The following is a 16,022-nucleotide window of genomic DNA, read 5'->3' on the forward strand; positions in this document are numbered from 1 at the left end:
GCTGCTCAGCCCTTCGTGGCACCGGCGGTGAGGCCGGAGACGATGTACTTCTGCACGAACAGGGCGATCACCATGATCGGCAGGGTGACCACGGCGGCCGCGGCCATCAGGCCGCCCCAGTCGATGCTGGCGTAGCCGACGAAGTCGAAAATCGCCACGGGCAGGGTCTTCGTGTCCGCGCCGGAGAGCACCAGGGCGAACATGAAGTTGTTCCAGGAGAAGATGAAGGACAGAATCCCGGCGGTCGCGATGCCCGGTACGGACAGCGGCAGCGTGATCCGGCGGAACGCGCCGATGTGGGTCAGCCCGTCGACCAACGCCGCCTCTTCCAGGTCCTCGGGCAGGCTGTCGAAGAAGCCCATCATGATGTAGACGATCAGCGGCAGCGACACGAACATGTGGCTGAGGATCAGCACCGTGAAGCCGCCGACCATCTGCAGGTTCGAGAAGACGTAGTACCAGGGCACCAGGAGCGAGACACCGGGGATGACCCGGGCCATGAGCACGACGAGCGCGGACTTCTTCATGTTGAAGCGGCTCATCGAGTACGCGGCGGGCACCCCGAGGATGAGGGAGAGCACCGTGGCGGCGAACGCGACCCAGAGGCTGTTGCCGATGAACTGGACGTAGTTCGCCTGCTGGAGCACGTTGTGGTAGTTGTCCAGCGTCGGCGAGAAGGAGAACGCCTTGCTGGTGTCGTAGATGTCGACGTTGGTCTTGAACGAGGCGGCGATCATCCAGAGCAGCGGCGCGACCAGCGAGATCACCACGACGGCCAGCGCCAGCGCCTTGAACACCTTGAACGGCTTGCCCGGGTTCATCGCTGCAGCCCCTTCTTGCGGTAGGTCAGAGCCCACATGACGCCGATGATGATCAGGAAGAAGATGATGAGGACCGTCGATGAGACGCCGTAGTCGTTGTAGTCGAAGCTGAGGCCGTACGCGTAGACGTTGAGGGTTTCCACCTCGTGGAACGACCCGCCGCCGCGGCCCTTGGTGGCGTAGAGGATGTCGAAGGTCTTCAGCGCATCGATGCCGCGCAGCAGGATCGCGACGATCACGGTGGGCATCAGCAGCGGCAGGGTGACGTGCCGGAACCGCTGCCAGGTGCTGGCGCCGTCGATGAGGGCCGCCTCCTGGGGCTCGTCGGAGAGCGACGTCAACCCGGCGAGCAGGATCAGCACGACCATCGGGGTCCACTGCCAGATGTCGATGAACATCGTCGTCGGCAGGGCCGAACTCTGGCCGGCCAGCCAGGGCTGGGGGCCGATGCCTACCCAGCTGAGCAGCTGGTTCGCCATCCCGATGTTGGGGTCGAAGATCAGCCGCCACATCATGCCGACCGCGACCGGGGTGGCCACCAGCGGCAGGAGGATGGCGACCCGGACCCACTTCTCACCGCGGAACGGTCGCCACAGCAGCAGGGCGATCGCCATACCGAGCACGACCTCGACGAGGAGCACGACGCCGGTGAAGAAGACGGTGCGCCACACCGCCGGCCAGAACCGGTCGGTGTCGGTGAGCACGTCGAGGTAGTTCTGGAACCCGATGAACTGGCTCTCGGCGCGTACCGAGCCCTCGGCGTCGGTCAGGCTGAGGTATCCGGTCCACGCCACCGGGAAGATGATCAGCACGGCGACGAATGCCATGGCGGGTGCCGCGAAGAGCCACTTGCGGTGCGCGTTGGCCCAGCGCGACCAGGCCGACTCCGCCGAGGGTGCCGGGCCGGCGTCGGGCGATCTGGTGACGGGTGTGGTGACGGCTGACATGAGGTCTCCGGGTGTTCAGGGCCAGGGTCCCGGCGCGGGGTGGCGGAGCCGGTCAGCCCCGCCACCCCGCGGTCGGACTACTTCGCCTCGTCGTCGAGGAACTTCTGGAACGCCTCGTTCGCCGCGTCCGCCGAGGCGGCCGCGTCCTTGCCGGTGATCGCGTCGACGATCGGCTGACCGACGATCTCGCGAGCCTGGGCGACCTTCACGACCAGCGGACGGTCGTGGCCGACGCCGTTGGCGGTGCTGACCTTGGTGGCCTCGGCGAGGTCCTTCGGGTAGGTCGCGGTGCCCTCCGGGTTGTCCCAGACGGAGGCCCGGGCGCCGGGGACGCCGGCCTTCTGCTGCGACAGGGCCTGCTCCTTGCCGGCCGCCCACTGGATGAACTTCCAGGCGTTGTCCTTGTTCTTCGACGCGTCGTTGATGCCGAGCGCCCAGGACGGGATGTTGTACGGCTTCGAGCCGGCCGGGCCGGCCGGGAAGGTCGCGAAGCCGACGGTGTCGGAGACCTTCGACTTGCCCGGGTCGGTGGCGTTCTTGTAGAGCGAGTTGGCCTCGGTGTAGAAGGCCGCCTTGCCCTGGGTGAAGATCGCCATCGCCTCGGACCAGCTCATGTCGGTGCTGATGTTCTTCGGGCCGTGGTCACGGAGCAGCCCGCCGTAGTAGGCGTACGCCTGCTTGGCCTGCTCGGTGTTGACCGAGGCCTTCCCGCTGCCGTCGACGAAGTCGCCGCCGAAGCTGTACAGGAAGCTGGAGAACTGCGTGACGGCGGCCGCCTTGCCGGTACGGGACACGAAGCCCGCGACTCCGGGGTTGTCGGCCGCGACCTTCGCCGCCTGCGTCTTGAGCTCGTCAAGGGTCTTCGGCGGGGCCGTGAAACCGGACTTCTCCAGCAGGTCCTTGCGGTAGTAGAGGACCTCCTGCTCGGTGATGATCGGCACGCCGACGATCTTGTCCTCGTACGTGGTGGCCTGCACCGGACCGGCCTGGAAGTCGCTGAAGTCGAAGGCGCTGTCGGACTTGGTCCGGTCGGTCAGGTCGGCGAGGTACTTGTTCTTGGCGAACAGCTTCCCCTCCTGCAGCGGCCGGTACATCATCACGTCGAGGTCGCTGGACCCGGCGTTCAGCTTGACGTTGTACTGGTCGGAGAGCTGGTCCTCACCGAGCTGGGTGACCTCGACCTTGAGGCCCGTCTGCTTCTCGAACTCCGGCAGGGCCTTCTTGATGTTCTCCGTCCAGACGTGGTTCACCAGCGTCACGCGCAGGGTTTTCGACCCGCTGCCGCCGTCGGCCCCGCCGCCGCAGGCGGACAGGCCCATGGCGGCGACGACGGCCAGCGAAGTGCCGATTATCGATCGACGTCGCACGCTTATCTCTCCTTCGGTCCCGGTCGCGGCCCCTGATGGGCGCCACCTCGGGGTTTACATCCGCTTAACGTCGGGATGCTAGGCCGAAAAAGCTGACTTATTCAAGGGGTAGACCCAACTGATATGATCCTTGGCGTGGAACCGTACTCCTCCGGGGGCACCACCGCCCAGCACGCCCCAGCCGAAGCCGGGCTGCACGCACGTGTCCTTGAGCACCTCGGCACCGCCATCTGCGGCGGCGAATTCGCCCCCGGGGCGGTCCTCAACATCGACGATCTGGTGGACCGCTACGAGGTGTCCCGCTCGGTGGTCCGCGAGGTGCTGCGGGTCCTGGCGTCGATCGGGTTCATCGAGACCCGCCGGCGGGTCGGGGTGACGATCCGGCCGGCGCACGACTGGAACGTCTTCGACCCGCAGGTGATCCGCTGGCGGCTCGCCTCGGACAGCCGGATCACCCAGCTCCGGTCGATCACCGAGCTGCGCACCGCCATCGAGCCGCACGCCGCCCTGCTGGCCGCCAACCGGGCCGGCCACGACGAGGCGAGCGATCTGGTCGGACTCGCGGCGAAGATGTGGGCCGCCGGCAAGGCCGGCGACGAGGAGCGCTTCCTGCGCCTCGACATCGAGTTCCATCGGCGGGTGCTGCTCGCCTCCGGCAACGAGATGTTCGTCCGGTTGCAGGATCTGGTCGCGGAGGTGCTCACCGGCCGACACAAGCACCACCTGATGCCCCACCACCCGCACGAGCAGGCGCTGCAGCTGCACGCCGAGGTCGCCCAGGCGATCCAGCGGCACGACGGCGAGCGCGCCCGGGAGGCGATGGTGCAGCTCATGGAACAGGCCTTCGACGAGATGAAGTCGATCTGGGAGCAGACCGCCGAACCCGCCCGGTGAGCTGACCTCCCCCACCCCGGGCGTTCGGAGGCGTATGCTGGCCCCGGCGCAGTCCTGCGCCTCACCTCCTGCCCGGTGCTCACGCCGCCGGCCTCGCGGAGGCAAAGGGGACCTCGGGTCCTCGGGGCGCGGTGCCGCTTGGCCCACCTCGACACGCCACATGCACTCCAGTGCGGCGAGGTCGACGGGAGCGTGAGTCCCTGCGACCGTGCCGCCGACGGGAGCATGTGATGACGACTCAGAAGTCGTTCAAGACCCGGGTGCGGGCCCGGATGGCGAAGACCGGCGAGAGCTACACGACCGCCCGCCGCCAACTACTCGCCAAGGCCACCACCGGCGCCCCGACCCCCAACACGCCCGACCCCGTTCCGGCCGCCCCCGGCGGCCGGGGGCAGCGGGACCGGGTCTCGGATGCGGTGTTGCACGAGCGGACCGGACGCGCCTGGGACGACTGGTTCCAGCTGCTCGACGAGTGGGGCGCCGCCGAGCGCGGCCACACCGAGATCGCGCGCTGGCTGGTCACAACGCACGACGTGCCCGGCTGGTGGGCGCAGACGATCACCGTCGGGTACGAGCAGGCGCGCGGGCTGCGCGAGCCGGGGCAGCGCAGAGGCGGCGGCTTCGAGGCCACCGGCAGCCGGACCGTGGCGGTGCCGGTGGCGGTGCTGTTCGCCGCGTTCGCCGACGAGGCCGTACGCCGGCGGTGGCTGCCGGAGGTGCCGGTCCGGGTCCGTACCGCCACCGCGCCGAAGACCTTCCGGGCGGACTGGGCGGGCGGGCCCACCCGGATCGCCGTCGGCTTCACCCCGGCGGGCGAGGCAAAGGCGCGGGTGGCCGTCCTGCACGAGAAGCTGGCCGACGCCGACGAGGCGGACCGGCTCCGGGCATACTGGCGGGACCGACTGGCCGCCCTCAAGCAACTCCTGGAGTCGCCGGAGGAGACCCGATGAGCAGCGGAACGTTCGTCAACCTGCCGGTACGCGACCTCGACCGGGCGGTCGAGTTCTTCACCGCCCTCGGCTTCACCGCCGGGCCCCGGCAGCCCGGCGGGGAGAGCGCCCAGCTCACCCTCGGCGGCAGCACCCACCTGATCCTGCACACCCCGGCGGCCTTCGCCGCGTTCGCCGGCACCGCGGTGTGCGACACCACGACCAGCCGGGAGGTCATCGTCGGCCTCAGCGTCGACCGGCGGGAACGGGTCGACGAGCTGGTCGACCTGGCGGCCGTCGCGGGCGGGCAGTCGCTGGGCCCGGGCCAGGATCTCGGGTTCATGTACATGCGCGGGTTCCGGGACCTCGACGGCCACCAGTGGTCGTTCCTGTACCTGCCCGGCTGACCGGAGGAGTCCCGGCGGTCCACGGGCGACCGCCGGGACCACGGAAATGCCCGTCCCGGCTGGCCGCCCGATCCGGGCGGTCAGCGCCCGCGGGGCACCGGCTGGGCCAAGCTTCGGATGTCCGCCGGCAGTTGCGACAGCGCGTTCGTGAATTCCTGGTGCCCGACCACGGGGTCCAGGGTCCGCAGGACGGCCCGGGCACCCCGCTCGGCGACCTCACGTTCCACTCCCGCGCGCTCCGCCACCCGGCGCAGGAACTCTTCGTACCCGAATGCCTCCGGCTCCTCGGGGCGGGCCCGGGCCAGGAGCGGACGCAGCTGGTGCGCCACGTGGTCGGCCAGGTCGGCCGCCTCGCCGCCGCTGATCCGCTCCGCGAGCGTACGCAGGGTGGCGTCGGTCAGCGCTCGCGCCGTCTCCGCCGGGACCCCGGCCCCCGCCGCCACCTTCTCGACGAACTCCAGCTCAGCCATGCCCCGTCCTTCCCGTCCCGGAGACCGGGTGGCTACCCGCCGCCGCCTGCCACAAACGACGGCGGTCCGGCCACCGGGCGAAAGGCCGGAAACCGGCGTTGCCCGGCGCCGGCGTTGGCCATGATCGAGGCGTGGGTGCCAGGATGCCGAAGCTCGTGCCGCCGATGCTCGCCTCCAGCGGCGCGCTGCCCACCGGGTCGGGCTGGGGCTACGAGTTCAAGTGGGACGGCGTCCGCGCGATCGCCTACGTCGACGGCGGGTTCCGGCTGCTCAGCCGCAACGACCGGGACGTCACCCGGGCGTATCCGGAGCTGGGCGAGCTGGCGCGGCTAATGGCGGGGCGGCGGGCGGTGCTCGACGGGGAGATCGTGGCGCTCGACGGCCAGGGGCGGCCCAGCTTCTCGGCGTTGCAGCACCGGATGCACGTCCGGGCGCCGGCCGCCGCGCTGGTCGAGTCGACCCCGGTGCGGCTGTATTTGTTCGACCTCCTGCACCTGGACGGGCGGGACCTCACCGCGCTGCCGTACACCGAGCGCCGCGCGGCGCTGGAGGAGCTGGGCGTCAGCGGCGAGAGCGTCGACACGCCGCCGTACTGGACCGGCGAGGCCGGCCGGGACCTGGCCACGGCGGCGGCCGAACTCGGCCTGGAGGGGGTCGTCGCCAAGCAGCTGGGTGCGCCGTACCAGCCCGGCCGCCGGGCACCGGCGTGGGTCAAGGTGCCGCTCAACGACACGGTCGAGGTGATCGTCGGTGGCTGGAAGCCGGGGTCCGGCCGGCGGGCCGGCACCATCGGTTCCCTGCTGCTCGGCATGTACGACGCGGACGACAAGCTGATCTACATCGGTCACGTCGGCACCGGCTTCACCCAGACCGTGCTGCGTGACCTGCAGCGGCGCCTCGAGCCGCTGGGCCGGCCGGATTCGCCGTTCGACTCCCCGGTGCCGCGCGAGCACGCCCGCCACGCCGTCTGGGTCGACCCGGCCCTGGTCGGGGACGTCACCTTCCGGTCCTGGACCCCGGACCGGCGGCTGCGGCACCCATCCTGGAAGGGGCTGCGCAGCGATCGCGAGCCGGCTGAGATCCGGCTGCAGGGGTGACCCCGCGATCGCCCTAGGTGCCGACCCGGCGGGTTTCGAACCGGTTGACCGATGGTCCGGTCAGCTGCCAGAACTCCTGCGGCAACTGGTCGACGACGTCGCCGTACTCCTTGGCGCTGATCTTCTCCCGCAGGGTGTCCAGCACGGCGCGCGCGCCGTCGGTGGCCTCCTGGCGGTCGACCGCGGCCCGGTTCTGCACCCGTTCGAGGAACTCCGTCAGCCCGAACGGTTCGGGGTGCTCGTCGGGCTTGTCGACACACGACCGCAGTTCCTCGGGAAGCTGGGTGGCGAGGTCCCGCGCCTGCCCACCGGTGATCCGTTCCGCCAGCGTCACGAGCGTGGCGCGGGTGATCGGCTCGGCCTGCGCCGGTGCCGCCAGCGGTTTCGCCGCCACCGACTGGATGAACTCGGTGTAGTTCACCTGGACCCCCCTCTCGGACCGGACCTGCGGGTACCCACGCCGGCGGGGGTGAAACGACGCGGGAGCCGTCACCCCAGGGCGCGGGCCGCCGAGACGATGGCGGTCACCCCGATCCCCGCCTGGTCCATCAGCTGGGTCGACGTGCCGGAGGTGGGCAGCCCGCGTACCGCCAGGTGGGTCACCCGCACCGGGTCGGCGAGGTCGGCCAGCGACTCCAGCACGGCCGACCCCAGCCCGCCCTCCGGGTAGTGGTCCTCGACCACCACCAGCCGGCCGCCGGTGTCCCGCACCGCGTCGAGCAGCCGCTGCCGGTCCAGCGGCTTGACCGAATAGAGGTCGATGACCCGCGCGTCGATCCCCTCGCGCGCCAGCTCGTCGGCGGCGGAGAGGCAGTTGTGCACGGTCACCCCGGCGCCGATCAGCGCGACGTCGTCACCGGGGCGGATCAGCTTGCTGCCCCCGATGGGGAACTCGTCGCCGTTGTCGTAGAGCACCGGGTACTTGCCCCGGGTGGTGCGCAGGTAGCTGACGCCCTTGCGGTCGGCCAGCTGCGCGACGAGGGCGGCGCAGGACACGGCGTCACTGGGATAGAGGACGGTCGAGCCCTGCACGGCGCGCATTGCGGCCAGGTCCTCCAGCCCCATCTGCGAGGGCCCGTCCGCCCCGATCTCCACCCCGGCGTGCGAGCCGGACAGGGCGATGTCGGCCCGGGAGATGGCGGCCATGCGGATGAAGTCGTAGGCGCGGGAGAGGAAGGCCGCGAAGGTCGCGGCGAACGGCCGGTAACCACGCACCTGCAGACCGACCGCGGCGGCCACGAGTTGCTGTTCGGAGATGAACATCTCGAAGAACCGGTCCGGGTACGCCTCGCCGAACTTGTCGGACCGCGTGGAGTCGCTCACCTCGCCGTCCAGGGCGACGACGTCCGGCCGAGAGCCCAGTGCGCGCAGCGCCTCGCCGTACGCGTTCCGGGTGGCCACCTTCGCCCCCTTGTCGTACCGGGGCAGCTCCGGCGGCTTGGCTTCGGGCTTGGCGGCGGGCTTGGCGGGCTCGGGCTTCGGGCCGGCGACCCGGATCTGCCGGACGCCGCCGAGCGCCTGGACGGCCCGTTCAGCCATGTCGGGTTTCAGGGGTTTGCCGTGCCAGCCCGGCTTGTTCTCGACCTCGGCCACGCCCTTGCCCTTTACCGTGCGAGCGAGCACCACCGTCGGCCCGGTCGCCTGCCGGGCGCGGCTGAACGTCGCGTCGATCGCCGCCAGGTCGTGGCCGTCGACGACCAGGGGATGGCAGCCGAACGCCTCGACCCGCCGCCGGTAGGTGTCCAGGTCCCACTCCAGCTCGGTCGGCCCCCGCTGCCCGAACCGGTTCACGTCCACGATCGCGGTGAGGTTGCGCAGCCCGTAGTGCCCGGCCTTGTCCAGGGCCTCCCAGATGGAGCCCTCGGCGGTCTCGCTGTCGCCGCAGAGCACCCAGACGTGGAACGGCAACTGGTCGAGGTACTGGCCGGCCAGCGCGATGCCGACGCCGACCGGTAGCCCCTGGCCGAGCGAACCGGTGGCGACGTCCACCCAGGGCAGCGCCGGGGTGGGGTGGCCCTGCAGGCGCGACCCGAGCTGGCGGTAGGTGTCCATCAGTTCCTGGTCGCTGATCGCGCCGACCGCCTTGAGGACCGCGTACAGCAGGGGGGAGGCGTGGCCCTTGGAGAAGATCAGGTGGTCGTTGTTGCGGTTGCGGGCGTTCACCCAGTCGTAGCGCAGGTGCCGGGAGATCAGTACCGCCATCAGGTCGGCGGCCGACAGGCTGGAGGTGGGGTGCCCGGAGCCGGCCTGGGTGCTGCAGCGGATCGAGTCCACCCGTAGCTGGGCGGCGAGTTCACCCAGCTGGCTGATCTCCTCCGCGCGCAGGGTGCGCTCTGCTTCCATGGTCACCGGTATCGCCTCCCGAGGTCCGCCCCGCTCGGCCGGTCCTCGGCCCGCACGGGCGGCTGACCGCCTCCCGCCAACGGTAGTCCGAAAGGCGGGACATCATCCGGTAACGCCTGATTTGCCAGTCCGGCTGTCGGCAGCACCGCCCGGCCCGGTCACCTGGATCTTGCGACCGACGCCGGCCCGGAACTGGGCCATCGCCTCGGCGTACCGGTCGAGCGGGAAGCGGTGGCTGATGAACACCTCCGGGTCGAGCACGCCGGCGGCGAACAGTTCCCCGGCCCGTTCGAAACTGTGCAGCACCGCCATCGAGCCGGTGACGGTGATCTCCCGGTTGTAGATCCGGTACGGCTCGACCGTGGCCCGGGTGCGGTACTCCGAGACGCCGAACTGCAGGAACGTCCCGGCCGGGGCAACCCGGCCCAGCCCGTCGTCGATCGCCGCGCGCACGCCCGTACAGTCGATGACCACGTCCCACCCCCGGGGGCGGAGCACCTCGTCGGCGCTCGCGGCACTGGCCGAGCAGCCCAGCCGCACCGCGGTGGCGAGCCGGTCCGGGTTCGGGTCCACCACGCTGACGCTGGCCGCGCCGCAGCGCTTCGCCAGCTCCAGCATCATCAGGCCCATGGTGCCGGCGCCGTAGATCAGGTAGTGATCGGCGAGCCGGCGGGGCAGCACGTCGAAGCCGCGTACCGCGCAGGAGAGCGGTTCGATCAGCGCGGCGTCCGCCGGCGCGATGCTCTCGGGGAGCAGGAAACAGTTCCGCACCGGCGCCACCGCGTACTCGGCCGCGCCGCCGGAGGCGGTGACGCCGATGGCCGCCCAGCGTTCGCAGAGGTTACCCCGGCCGCGCCGGCACTGGTAGCACTCGCCGCAGTGCAGCGACGGGTCGACGGCGACCGCATCGCCCGGTCGCACCTCGGTGACGTCCCGCCCGGTGGCGACCACCGTGCCGGCGAACTCGTGGCCGGGCACGATCGGGTACGCGGGCGCGAACTCGCCGTCCATGATGTGCAGGTCGGTGCCGCAGATCCCGCACCCGGCGACCTCGACGACCACCTCCCGTGGCCCCGGCGTGGGATCCGGCACGGACTCCAGCGAGATCTGTCCCGGCGTGACGATGACCGCTGCCTTCATTTGACCGCCCCCATGGAGAGTCCTCGGACGAGCTGCTTCTGGGCGATCCAGCCGGCCAGCACCACCGGCAGCGACACGATGGTCGCCGCCGCGCAGAGCCGGGCGAGGAACAACCCTTCGGACGTGACGAAGCCGACCAGGAAGATCGGTGAGGTGCCGGCCCGGGTCGCGGTGAGGTTCACCGCGAAGAAGAACTCGTTCCAGCTGAAGATGAAGCAGATCAGCGCGGTGGCGGCCAGGCCCGGCGCGACGATCGGCAGCAGGATCCGCCGGATCGTGACGGTCAGGCTGGCGCCGTCCATCGCCGCCGCTTCGATCAGCGCCGACGGGACCTCCAGCAGGAACGAGCGCATCATCCAGACCGCGAGCGGCAGGTTCATCGACGTGTAGAGGACGACCATGGTCCAGACGTTGTCGAGCATGCCGAGCTGCTTGACCAGCAGGTAGATCGGCAGTAGCGCGGCGACCGCGGGCAGCATCTTGGTGCTGATGAAGAAGAACAGCACGTCCCGCCACTTGGCGACCGGCCGGATCGACAACGCGTACGCCGCGGGGGTGGCCAGCAGGAGCACCAGCAGGGTGGAGACCAGGCTGGCGGTCACCGAGTTGAGCAGGTACGGGGTGAGGTCCCGGTCGAAGACCTGCCGATAGCCGTCGAGCACGGGGGTGAAGAACCAGGTCGGCGGGTTGCTGGCCGCGTCGACCTCCCGCTTGAATCCGGTGAGCACCATCCATAGCACCGGCAGGAAGAACAGCAGTCCGGCGAGCCAGGCCAGCGTGGTCCAGGCCGCCCCACGCACGCCGCTGGCCCGCCGGGCGGGGCTGGTGGGCCGGCGCCGGGACGCGTGCCGGGTCAGTGTCGTCATCGCGCATCCTCCATCCGGAAGAGGCTGGAGATCACCCGCAGCGCGAAGGTGGCGACCACGATCGTGCCGATCACCACCACGACGCCGGCCGCGGCGGCCTCGCCGTACTCGAACTTGCGGAAGGTGGTCAGGTAGATCTCGTACGGCAGGTTGGTGGTGGCGGTGCCGGGGCCGCCCTGGGTGATGGTGAAGACGGCGTCGAAGGTCTGCACCAGGTAGATGGAGCCGAGCAGGGCGCCCAGCTCCAGGTAGGGGCGCAGGTAGGGCAGCGTCACCCGGGTGAAGGTCTGCCACGGCCCAGCCCCGTCGACCCGGGCGGCCTCCAGGGTTTCCAGCGACTGGCCCTGCAGCCCGGCCAGGATGATCAGCATCATGAAGGGGGTCCACTGCCAGACCAGCGTGGTCACCACGGAGATCATCGGGTACTGCGACACCCAGTCGGTGCTGCCGCCGGCGATGCCGTTGATCAGGCCGTACGACGGGTTGTAGATGGCGTGCTTCCACAGCAGCGCCGCCGCCATGGGCATCACCAGGAACGGTGTGATGAGCAGGGTGCGGACGACACCGCGTCCGGGGAACCGGCGGTCGAGCAGGATGGCCAGGCCGAGGCCGAGCAGGACGGAGACGACGACGGAGGCGGCGGTGAGCAGCACCGTGTTCAGCAGGGCGGCGCGCAGCCGGGCGTCGGTGAGCACCTCGCCGTAGTTGGCGAGGCCGATGAACGCGCGGCGGCCGGGTCGGAGTGCGTTCCAGTCCAGGGTGGACAGGTAGAGGGTGACCAGGAACGGGATCTGGGTCACCACGATCGCGAAGATCAGTGCGGGCAGCAGCGGGGCGCGGCGGGTCCAGCGTTGCCGTGCGCCGAGCGGGACGGGTCGGACGGCTCGGCGCGGCGGTGCGCCGGCACCGGCGGTGATGGTCCGGGTCATCGGTTCACCTCGTGGGGTGGCCGGGGCCGGCCGTCCGGCGGCCGGCCCCGGCGGCGGCTACCGGTATTCCTTGGCGACGTCCTCGGCCAGTCGCTGGCCGTCGGCGAGCGCCTTCTCCACCGTGGTGCTGCCGGCGATGGCGGCGGAGACCTCCTGCGAGACCTTGGTGCCGAGGTCGGCGAACTCGGGGATGCCGACGAACTGCACCCCGAGCGCGGGACGGGGCTGCCGGCCGGGGTTGACCGGGTCGGCCTCCTGGATCGACTTCAGGGTGAGGTCGGCGAAGGCGGTGGCGGACTGCCGGTACTCCGGGATCTCGTACGTGGACTGGCGCTTGCCGGCCGGCACCCGGGACCAGCCGAGGGAGGAGCCGACCAGCTTCTCGTACTCCTTGCCGGTGGCCCAGGCGATGAACTTCCAGGCGGCGTCGGCGTTCTTGGTGGTCTTCGGCATCGCGAGGGCCCAGGCCCACAGCCAGCCCGACGACGTCGTCCGGTTGACCGGCGCGTACGCGTAGCCGACCTTGCCGGCGACCTTGCTGGCGCTGGCGTCCTCCAGCGTGCCGGCGGCGGAGGTGGCGTCGTACCACATCGCCGCCTTGCCCTGGCCGAAGGTGTTCAGGCACTCGGTGAAGCCGGCCTGCGGGGCGCCGGGCTCACCGTGGGCGCGGATCAGGTCGACGTAGAACTTCGTCGCCTCGGTGAACTCGGGCGCGTTCACCTTCGGCGTCCAGTCCTTCTCGAACCAGGTGCCGCCGAAGGTGTTGACGACGGTGGTCAGTGGCGCGAAGAGCTCGCCCCAGCCGGGCAGGCCACGCAGGCAGATCCCGGCGACGCCGGCCTTCTTGTCGTCCAGCGTCGCGGCGAACTGTGCCACCTGCTGCCAGGTCGGCCGCTCCGGCATGGTCAGGCCCTTGGCCGCGAAGAGTTCCTTGTTGTACATGAGGAAGGACGACTCGCCGTAGAACGGCGCCGCGTAGAGCTTGCCGTCCTCGCCGGAGAGCGAGGCGACCATCGGCTTCAGCAGGTCAGCCTCGTCATAGCCGCCGTCGGCGTCGGCGTAGGAGCTCAGTTCGTGCAACCAGCCGTTCTTGGCCCAGATCGGTGCCTCGTACGCGCCGATCGTCGCCACGTCGTACTGTCCGCCCTGGGTGGCGACGTCCTGGGTGACCTTGTCGCGCAGTTCGTTCTCCGGCAGGATCGTGAACCGCACCGTGATCCCGGTCTGCTTGGTGAAGTTGTCGGCGGTGACCTTCGCCAGGTCCTCCATCTGCGGGTTGCCGACCATCAGCACGGTGATGGTCTTGCCACCCCCGGGGCCGGACGAGGAGCCGCCACCGGCTCCGGAGCAGGCGGTCAGAGTCAGGCCGGCCGCGACGGCGACCGCGAACGCGCCGCGCCATCGGCGAGGAGACCGTGTTCTGGACACAGTGAACCTCCATGGGTGGTGGTGGGGTTGTGGTGGAGGCGGATCGGCCGGGCGCTCAGACGCGCAGCACCACGGGGCCGAGCAGCGAGTAGCGGTGTGCCTCGGACGCCGGTAGCGCGGTGTCCGTGACGATGGTGTCGACGTCGGCGACGTCGGCGAAGCGACAGAAGCTGTGGCCGCCGAACTTGGTGTGCACGCCGGCGAAGACCGCCCGCCGGGCCACCCCGATCGCCTGCGCCTTGACCGCGGCCACGGCCGGGTCGGGCGTGGTCAGCCCGTGTTCCCGGGAGATCCCGTTCGCGCCGACGAAGGCGAGGTCGATGACGAAGCCGGCGAGCATGGCGGTGGCCCAGTGGTCGACGGTGGCGAGCGTGCGGCCGCGGACGCGGCCGCCGAGCAGGAGGACCGTGAGGGTGGGTGAGTGGGCCAGCGCCGCGGCGGTGTGCAGCGAGGCCGTGACGACGGTCAGCGGTCGGTGGGTGGGTAGCGCCTCGGCGATCAGCTGCGGGGTGTAGCCCTCGTCGATGAAGATCGACTCCGCGTCGCCGACGTGTTCGACCGCGGCGGCGGCGATCCGCCGCTTCTCGGCGACCATCCGGGTGGTGCGGGTCTCCAGGGTGGTCTCGAAGCGGGCCGTCTCCACCGGGTACGCGCCACCGTGCGTGCGCCGCACCGCGCCCTGCTGGGCCAGCATGCTCAGGTCGCGCCGGACGGTCTCCGGGGCGACGCCCAGGTCGGCGGCCAGCTTCTGCACGTCGACCTCGCCGTGCCGGCGGGCCAGCGTGAGGATGTGGTGTCTGCGTTGCGCTGCGTCCACCTGGCACCTCCCCGACTCGTGCCTCTGTTTCTAACACCGCCAAACGGGCGTGACGACGGTCACATCTCGGGTAATGACTTGGGTTTGCCGCCCGGGATGCCGCCCGAACGGGCAGCGGAGACCGGGCTAATCCGGCATACCTCTCATTTGGCTCGCCCGTTTCTCGCCATCCGCTGCCCGATCTCGACCCGACCCGCCTGAGCGGGCCGGGCGGGGACCGGCCTGCGGCCCCCGCCCGGCCGGGTCAGGTCCGGCGGGCGGCCAGCCAGACCGCCACCACCAGGTACGGCACCAGGGCCACCGCGAACGCCACGGCGTTGCCGGCGGCGGTGGCGACCACGCCGTAACCGGCGTAGACCGCGATGATGCTCACGTCGGTGGCCATCCCCGCGGCCGAGGTGACCGTCGCCCGGCTCGGCCCGGTGATCCTGGACTGCAGCCGGACGTCGGCGAGCACCGTGGCGAGTTGGAACGCGCCGAACGCCGCCCCGATCAGCACGAACCCGGCCGGATGGCGAACCAGGGCACCGGCGGCCAGGGCCACCGCCGCGACCACGAGCAGAGCCGCGTACCCGCGGGTGGTCAACCGCTCCCCCACCGGGGTCAGCAGCCCGCCGAGCGTCGTGCCCGCCCACACCAGCACGAGCAGCAGCGGCACCCGGTCCAGCGCGACGCCGGTGTCCCGGGCCAGCAGCGGCGTGTACTCCTCCAGCGCGCCCCAGATCGCGGCGACGGCCGGTACCAGCAGCAACGCGGCTCGGACCGACCGGTCGGCGCGGGCCTCGGCCAGCCCGCCGCGCAGACTCGCCAGCCACCCCGGATCGGCGTCCGACCCGTCGTCGTCGGCCGAGCCATCGTCGTCGGCCGGGTTTGCGCCGGCGGCCGGGCGGTGCTCGGGGAACCGGGTCGCGACCACCGCGGCGAGCAGGCAGGCGGCGACGCTGGCCGCGCCGACGGCCCGGTAGCCGCCAAGGGCGAGGACCGGGCCGGCGAGTCCCATCGCGGCGAGCACACCCAGGATCTCGGCGGTCTTCGCCCGGCCCATCAGGCGGGCGTACCGGCCGGTGGCGTCTAGCCGGTCGAGTTCGGTGAAGACCAGCGCCTCCAGGGCGCCGGAGCGCAATGCCCCGCCGGCGCCCCAGAGCAGGAAGCCGACGGCGAACGCCGGGTAGGACGGGACGAGCACCCAGAGGGCGAAGCCGGCGGCGGGCAGCAGCGGCGCGAGGCAGAGCAGCAGCCGCCGGGAGACCGCGTCGGCCCAGGCGCCGGAGGGCACCTCCAGCAGAATGCCGGTGGCCGACCAGATGACGAACAGCGAGGAGATCTGCCCGACCGACAGTCCGGTGTCGGCGAAGAGCAGCGCGTAGACCGGGTAGAGCAGGACGAGGTCGGTGAGGAACGCGTACGCGTAGAGCGCCGCCGCCAGCGGGCGGACGTCGGATCGGCGCGCGGAGACAATGAGCATGGAGGCCTTCCCACGGGGACGTGACGGACACCGGAAATGCGGTGTCCGCGGTGGCCCGCGGCCTCGGCCTTCAGGGTGGGATCAACATCGCCAGGTCATGCG

At 71.0% G+C, this 16,022-nt stretch carries 16 protein-coding genes; 4 read left to right on the top strand and 12 right to left on the bottom strand.

The features are described from left to right. Positions 1 to 5: 5 nt before the first annotated feature. The 3 genes from ABZ783_RS20040 to ABZ783_RS20050 all read right to left on the bottom strand — a co-directional run bounded on the left by ABZ783_RS20040 (position 6) and on the right by ABZ783_RS20050 (position 3,135). On the bottom strand, positions 6 to 821 hold the full coding sequence (locus tag ABZ783_RS20040; protein ID WP_073834538.1) for a carbohydrate ABC transporter permease: 816 nt from the start codon (positions 819 to 821) through the stop codon (positions 6 to 8). Then, the gene (locus ABZ783_RS20045; protein ID WP_357440270.1) at positions 818 to 1,768 is read right to left on the bottom strand and encodes a sugar ABC transporter permease; all 951 of its coding nucleotides are present in this window, start codon (positions 1,766 to 1,768) and stop codon (positions 818 to 820) included. The genes ABZ783_RS20040 and ABZ783_RS20045 overlap by 4 nt, the downstream gene beginning before the upstream one ends. 77 nt (positions 1,769 to 1,845) lie before the next feature. Next, positions 1,846 to 3,135 (bottom strand): sugar ABC transporter substrate-binding protein, encoded by a 1,290-nt coding sequence (locus ABZ783_RS20050; RefSeq protein WP_357440273.1) that lies wholly within the window; start codon positions 3,133 to 3,135, stop codon positions 1,846 to 1,848. Between the two features lie 135 nt (positions 3,136 to 3,270). Between ABZ783_RS20050 and ABZ783_RS20055 the strand changes: the two genes are divergently transcribed. The 3 genes from ABZ783_RS20055 to ABZ783_RS20065 all read left to right on the top strand — a co-directional run bounded on the left by ABZ783_RS20055 (position 3,271) and on the right by ABZ783_RS20065 (position 5,365). Then, entirely contained in the window at positions 3,271 to 4,029 is a 759-nt protein-coding gene (locus tag ABZ783_RS20055; RefSeq protein WP_241825229.1) for a FadR/GntR family transcriptional regulator, read from the top strand. Between the two features lie 230 nt (positions 4,030 to 4,259). Continuing rightward, positions 4,260 to 4,979 (top strand): hypothetical protein, encoded by a 720-nt coding sequence (locus tag ABZ783_RS20060; RefSeq protein ID WP_357440276.1) that lies wholly within the window; start codon positions 4,260 to 4,262, stop codon positions 4,977 to 4,979. Next, positions 4,976 to 5,365 (top strand): VOC family protein, encoded by a 390-nt coding sequence (locus ABZ783_RS20065; RefSeq protein WP_357440279.1) that lies wholly within the window; start codon positions 4,976 to 4,978, stop codon positions 5,363 to 5,365. The genes ABZ783_RS20060 and ABZ783_RS20065 overlap by 4 nt, the downstream gene beginning before the upstream one ends. Before the next feature lie 80 nt (positions 5,366 to 5,445). On the opposite strand, the gene ABZ783_RS20070 is transcribed toward ABZ783_RS20065, so the two are convergent. After that, positions 5,446 to 5,835, bottom strand: coding sequence for a DUF2267 domain-containing protein (locus tag ABZ783_RS20070; RefSeq protein ID WP_357440282.1), 390 nt, complete (start codon positions 5,833 to 5,835; stop codon positions 5,446 to 5,448). 143 nt (positions 5,836 to 5,978) lie between these two features. Here ABZ783_RS20070 and ligD point away from each other — a divergent pair, with 143 nt between their 5' ends. Then, a complete protein-coding gene (gene ligD / locus ABZ783_RS20075) occupies positions 5,979 to 6,932 on the top strand; it encodes a non-homologous end-joining DNA ligase (protein ID WP_357440695.1) in 954 nt (317 codons plus the stop codon). Between the two features lie 13 nt (positions 6,933 to 6,945). Here ligD and ABZ783_RS20080 read toward each other — a convergent pair whose 3' ends face one another. The 8 genes from ABZ783_RS20080 to ABZ783_RS20115 form a co-directional block, all read right to left on the bottom strand. Then, positions 6,946 to 7,353, bottom strand: coding sequence for a DUF2267 domain-containing protein (locus ABZ783_RS20080; RefSeq protein ID WP_357440285.1), 408 nt, complete (start codon positions 7,351 to 7,353; stop codon positions 6,946 to 6,948). Between the two features lie 68 nt (positions 7,354 to 7,421). Next, complete coding sequence (locus tag ABZ783_RS20085; protein ID WP_357440698.1) at positions 7,422 to 9,275, bottom strand: transketolase; 1,854 nt, start codon at positions 9,273 to 9,275, stop codon at positions 7,422 to 7,424. A 102-nt stretch (positions 9,276 to 9,377) separates the two neighbouring features. Beyond that, the gene (locus tag ABZ783_RS20090; RefSeq protein ID WP_357440288.1) at positions 9,378 to 10,415 is read right to left on the bottom strand and encodes a zinc-dependent alcohol dehydrogenase family protein; all 1,038 of its coding nucleotides are present in this window, start codon (positions 10,413 to 10,415) and stop codon (positions 9,378 to 9,380) included. Further along, positions 10,412 to 11,281 (bottom strand): carbohydrate ABC transporter permease, encoded by an 870-nt coding sequence (locus ABZ783_RS20095; protein WP_357440290.1) that lies wholly within the window; start codon positions 11,279 to 11,281, stop codon positions 10,412 to 10,414. The genes ABZ783_RS20090 and ABZ783_RS20095 overlap by 4 nt, the downstream gene beginning before the upstream one ends. Beyond that, on the bottom strand, positions 11,278 to 12,210 hold the full coding sequence (locus ABZ783_RS20100) for a sugar ABC transporter permease (protein ID WP_357440293.1): 933 nt from the start codon (positions 12,208 to 12,210) through the stop codon (positions 11,278 to 11,280). The genes ABZ783_RS20095 and ABZ783_RS20100 overlap by 4 nt, the downstream gene beginning before the upstream one ends. Before the next feature lie 57 nt (positions 12,211 to 12,267). Beyond that, positions 12,268 to 13,638: a sugar ABC transporter substrate-binding protein gene (locus ABZ783_RS20105; RefSeq protein WP_357440297.1), complete on the bottom strand. Its 1,371-nt coding sequence runs from the start codon at positions 13,636 to 13,638 to the stop codon at positions 12,268 to 12,270. A 55-nt stretch (positions 13,639 to 13,693) separates the two neighbouring features. Continuing rightward, entirely contained in the window at positions 13,694 to 14,455 is a 762-nt protein-coding gene (locus tag ABZ783_RS20110) for a DeoR/GlpR family DNA-binding transcription regulator (RefSeq protein WP_357440299.1), read from the bottom strand. A gap of 244 nt (positions 14,456 to 14,699) precedes the next feature. Beyond that, positions 14,700 to 15,920: an MFS transporter gene (locus tag ABZ783_RS20115; RefSeq protein ID WP_357440302.1), complete on the bottom strand. Its 1,221-nt coding sequence runs from the start codon at positions 15,918 to 15,920 to the stop codon at positions 14,700 to 14,702. Positions 15,921 to 16,022: the final 102 nt, after the last annotated feature.

This window comes from Micromonospora sp. NPDC047738 (assembly GCF_040642675.1).
Taxonomy (GTDB): Bacteria; Actinomycetota; Actinomycetes; order Mycobacteriales; family Micromonosporaceae; genus Micromonospora.

Excerpts from the sequence above, each read along its gene's own strand:
- ABZ783_RS20100 (WP_357440293.1), bottom strand. The coding sequence starts at position 12,210 with ATGACCCGGACCATCACCGCCGGTGCCGGCGCACCGCCGCGCCGAGCC.
- ABZ783_RS20085 (WP_357440698.1), bottom strand. The coding sequence starts at position 9,275 with ATGGAAGCAGAGCGCACCCTGCGCGCGGAGGAGATCAGCCAGCTGGGT.
- ABZ783_RS20095 (WP_357440290.1), bottom strand. The coding sequence starts at position 11,281 with ATGACGACACTGACCCGGCACGCGTCCCGGCGCCGGCCCACCAGCCCC.
- ABZ783_RS20040 (WP_073834538.1), bottom strand. The coding sequence starts at position 821 with ATGAACCCGGGCAAGCCGTTCAAGGTGTTCAAGGCGCTGGCGCTGGCC.
- ABZ783_RS20090 (WP_357440288.1), bottom strand. The coding sequence starts at position 10,415 with ATGAAGGCAGCGGTCATCGTCACGCCGGGACAGATCTCGCTGGAGTCC.
- ABZ783_RS20115 (WP_357440302.1), bottom strand. The coding sequence starts at position 15,920 with ATGCTCATTGTCTCCGCGCGCCGATCCGACGTCCGCCCGCTGGCGGCG.
- ABZ783_RS20070 (WP_357440282.1), bottom strand. The coding sequence starts at position 5,835 with ATGGCTGAGCTGGAGTTCGTCGAGAAGGTGGCGGCGGGGGCCGGGGTC.
- ligD (WP_357440695.1), top strand. The coding sequence starts at position 5,979 with ATGCCGAAGCTCGTGCCGCCGATGCTCGCCTCCAGCGGCGCGCTGCCC.
- ABZ783_RS20045 (WP_357440270.1), bottom strand. The coding sequence starts at position 1,768 with ATGTCAGCCGTCACCACACCCGTCACCAGATCGCCCGACGCCGGCCCG.
- ABZ783_RS20060 (WP_357440276.1), top strand. The coding sequence starts at position 4,260 with ATGACGACTCAGAAGTCGTTCAAGACCCGGGTGCGGGCCCGGATGGCG.
- ABZ783_RS20065 (WP_357440279.1), top strand. The coding sequence starts at position 4,976 with ATGAGCAGCGGAACGTTCGTCAACCTGCCGGTACGCGACCTCGACCGG.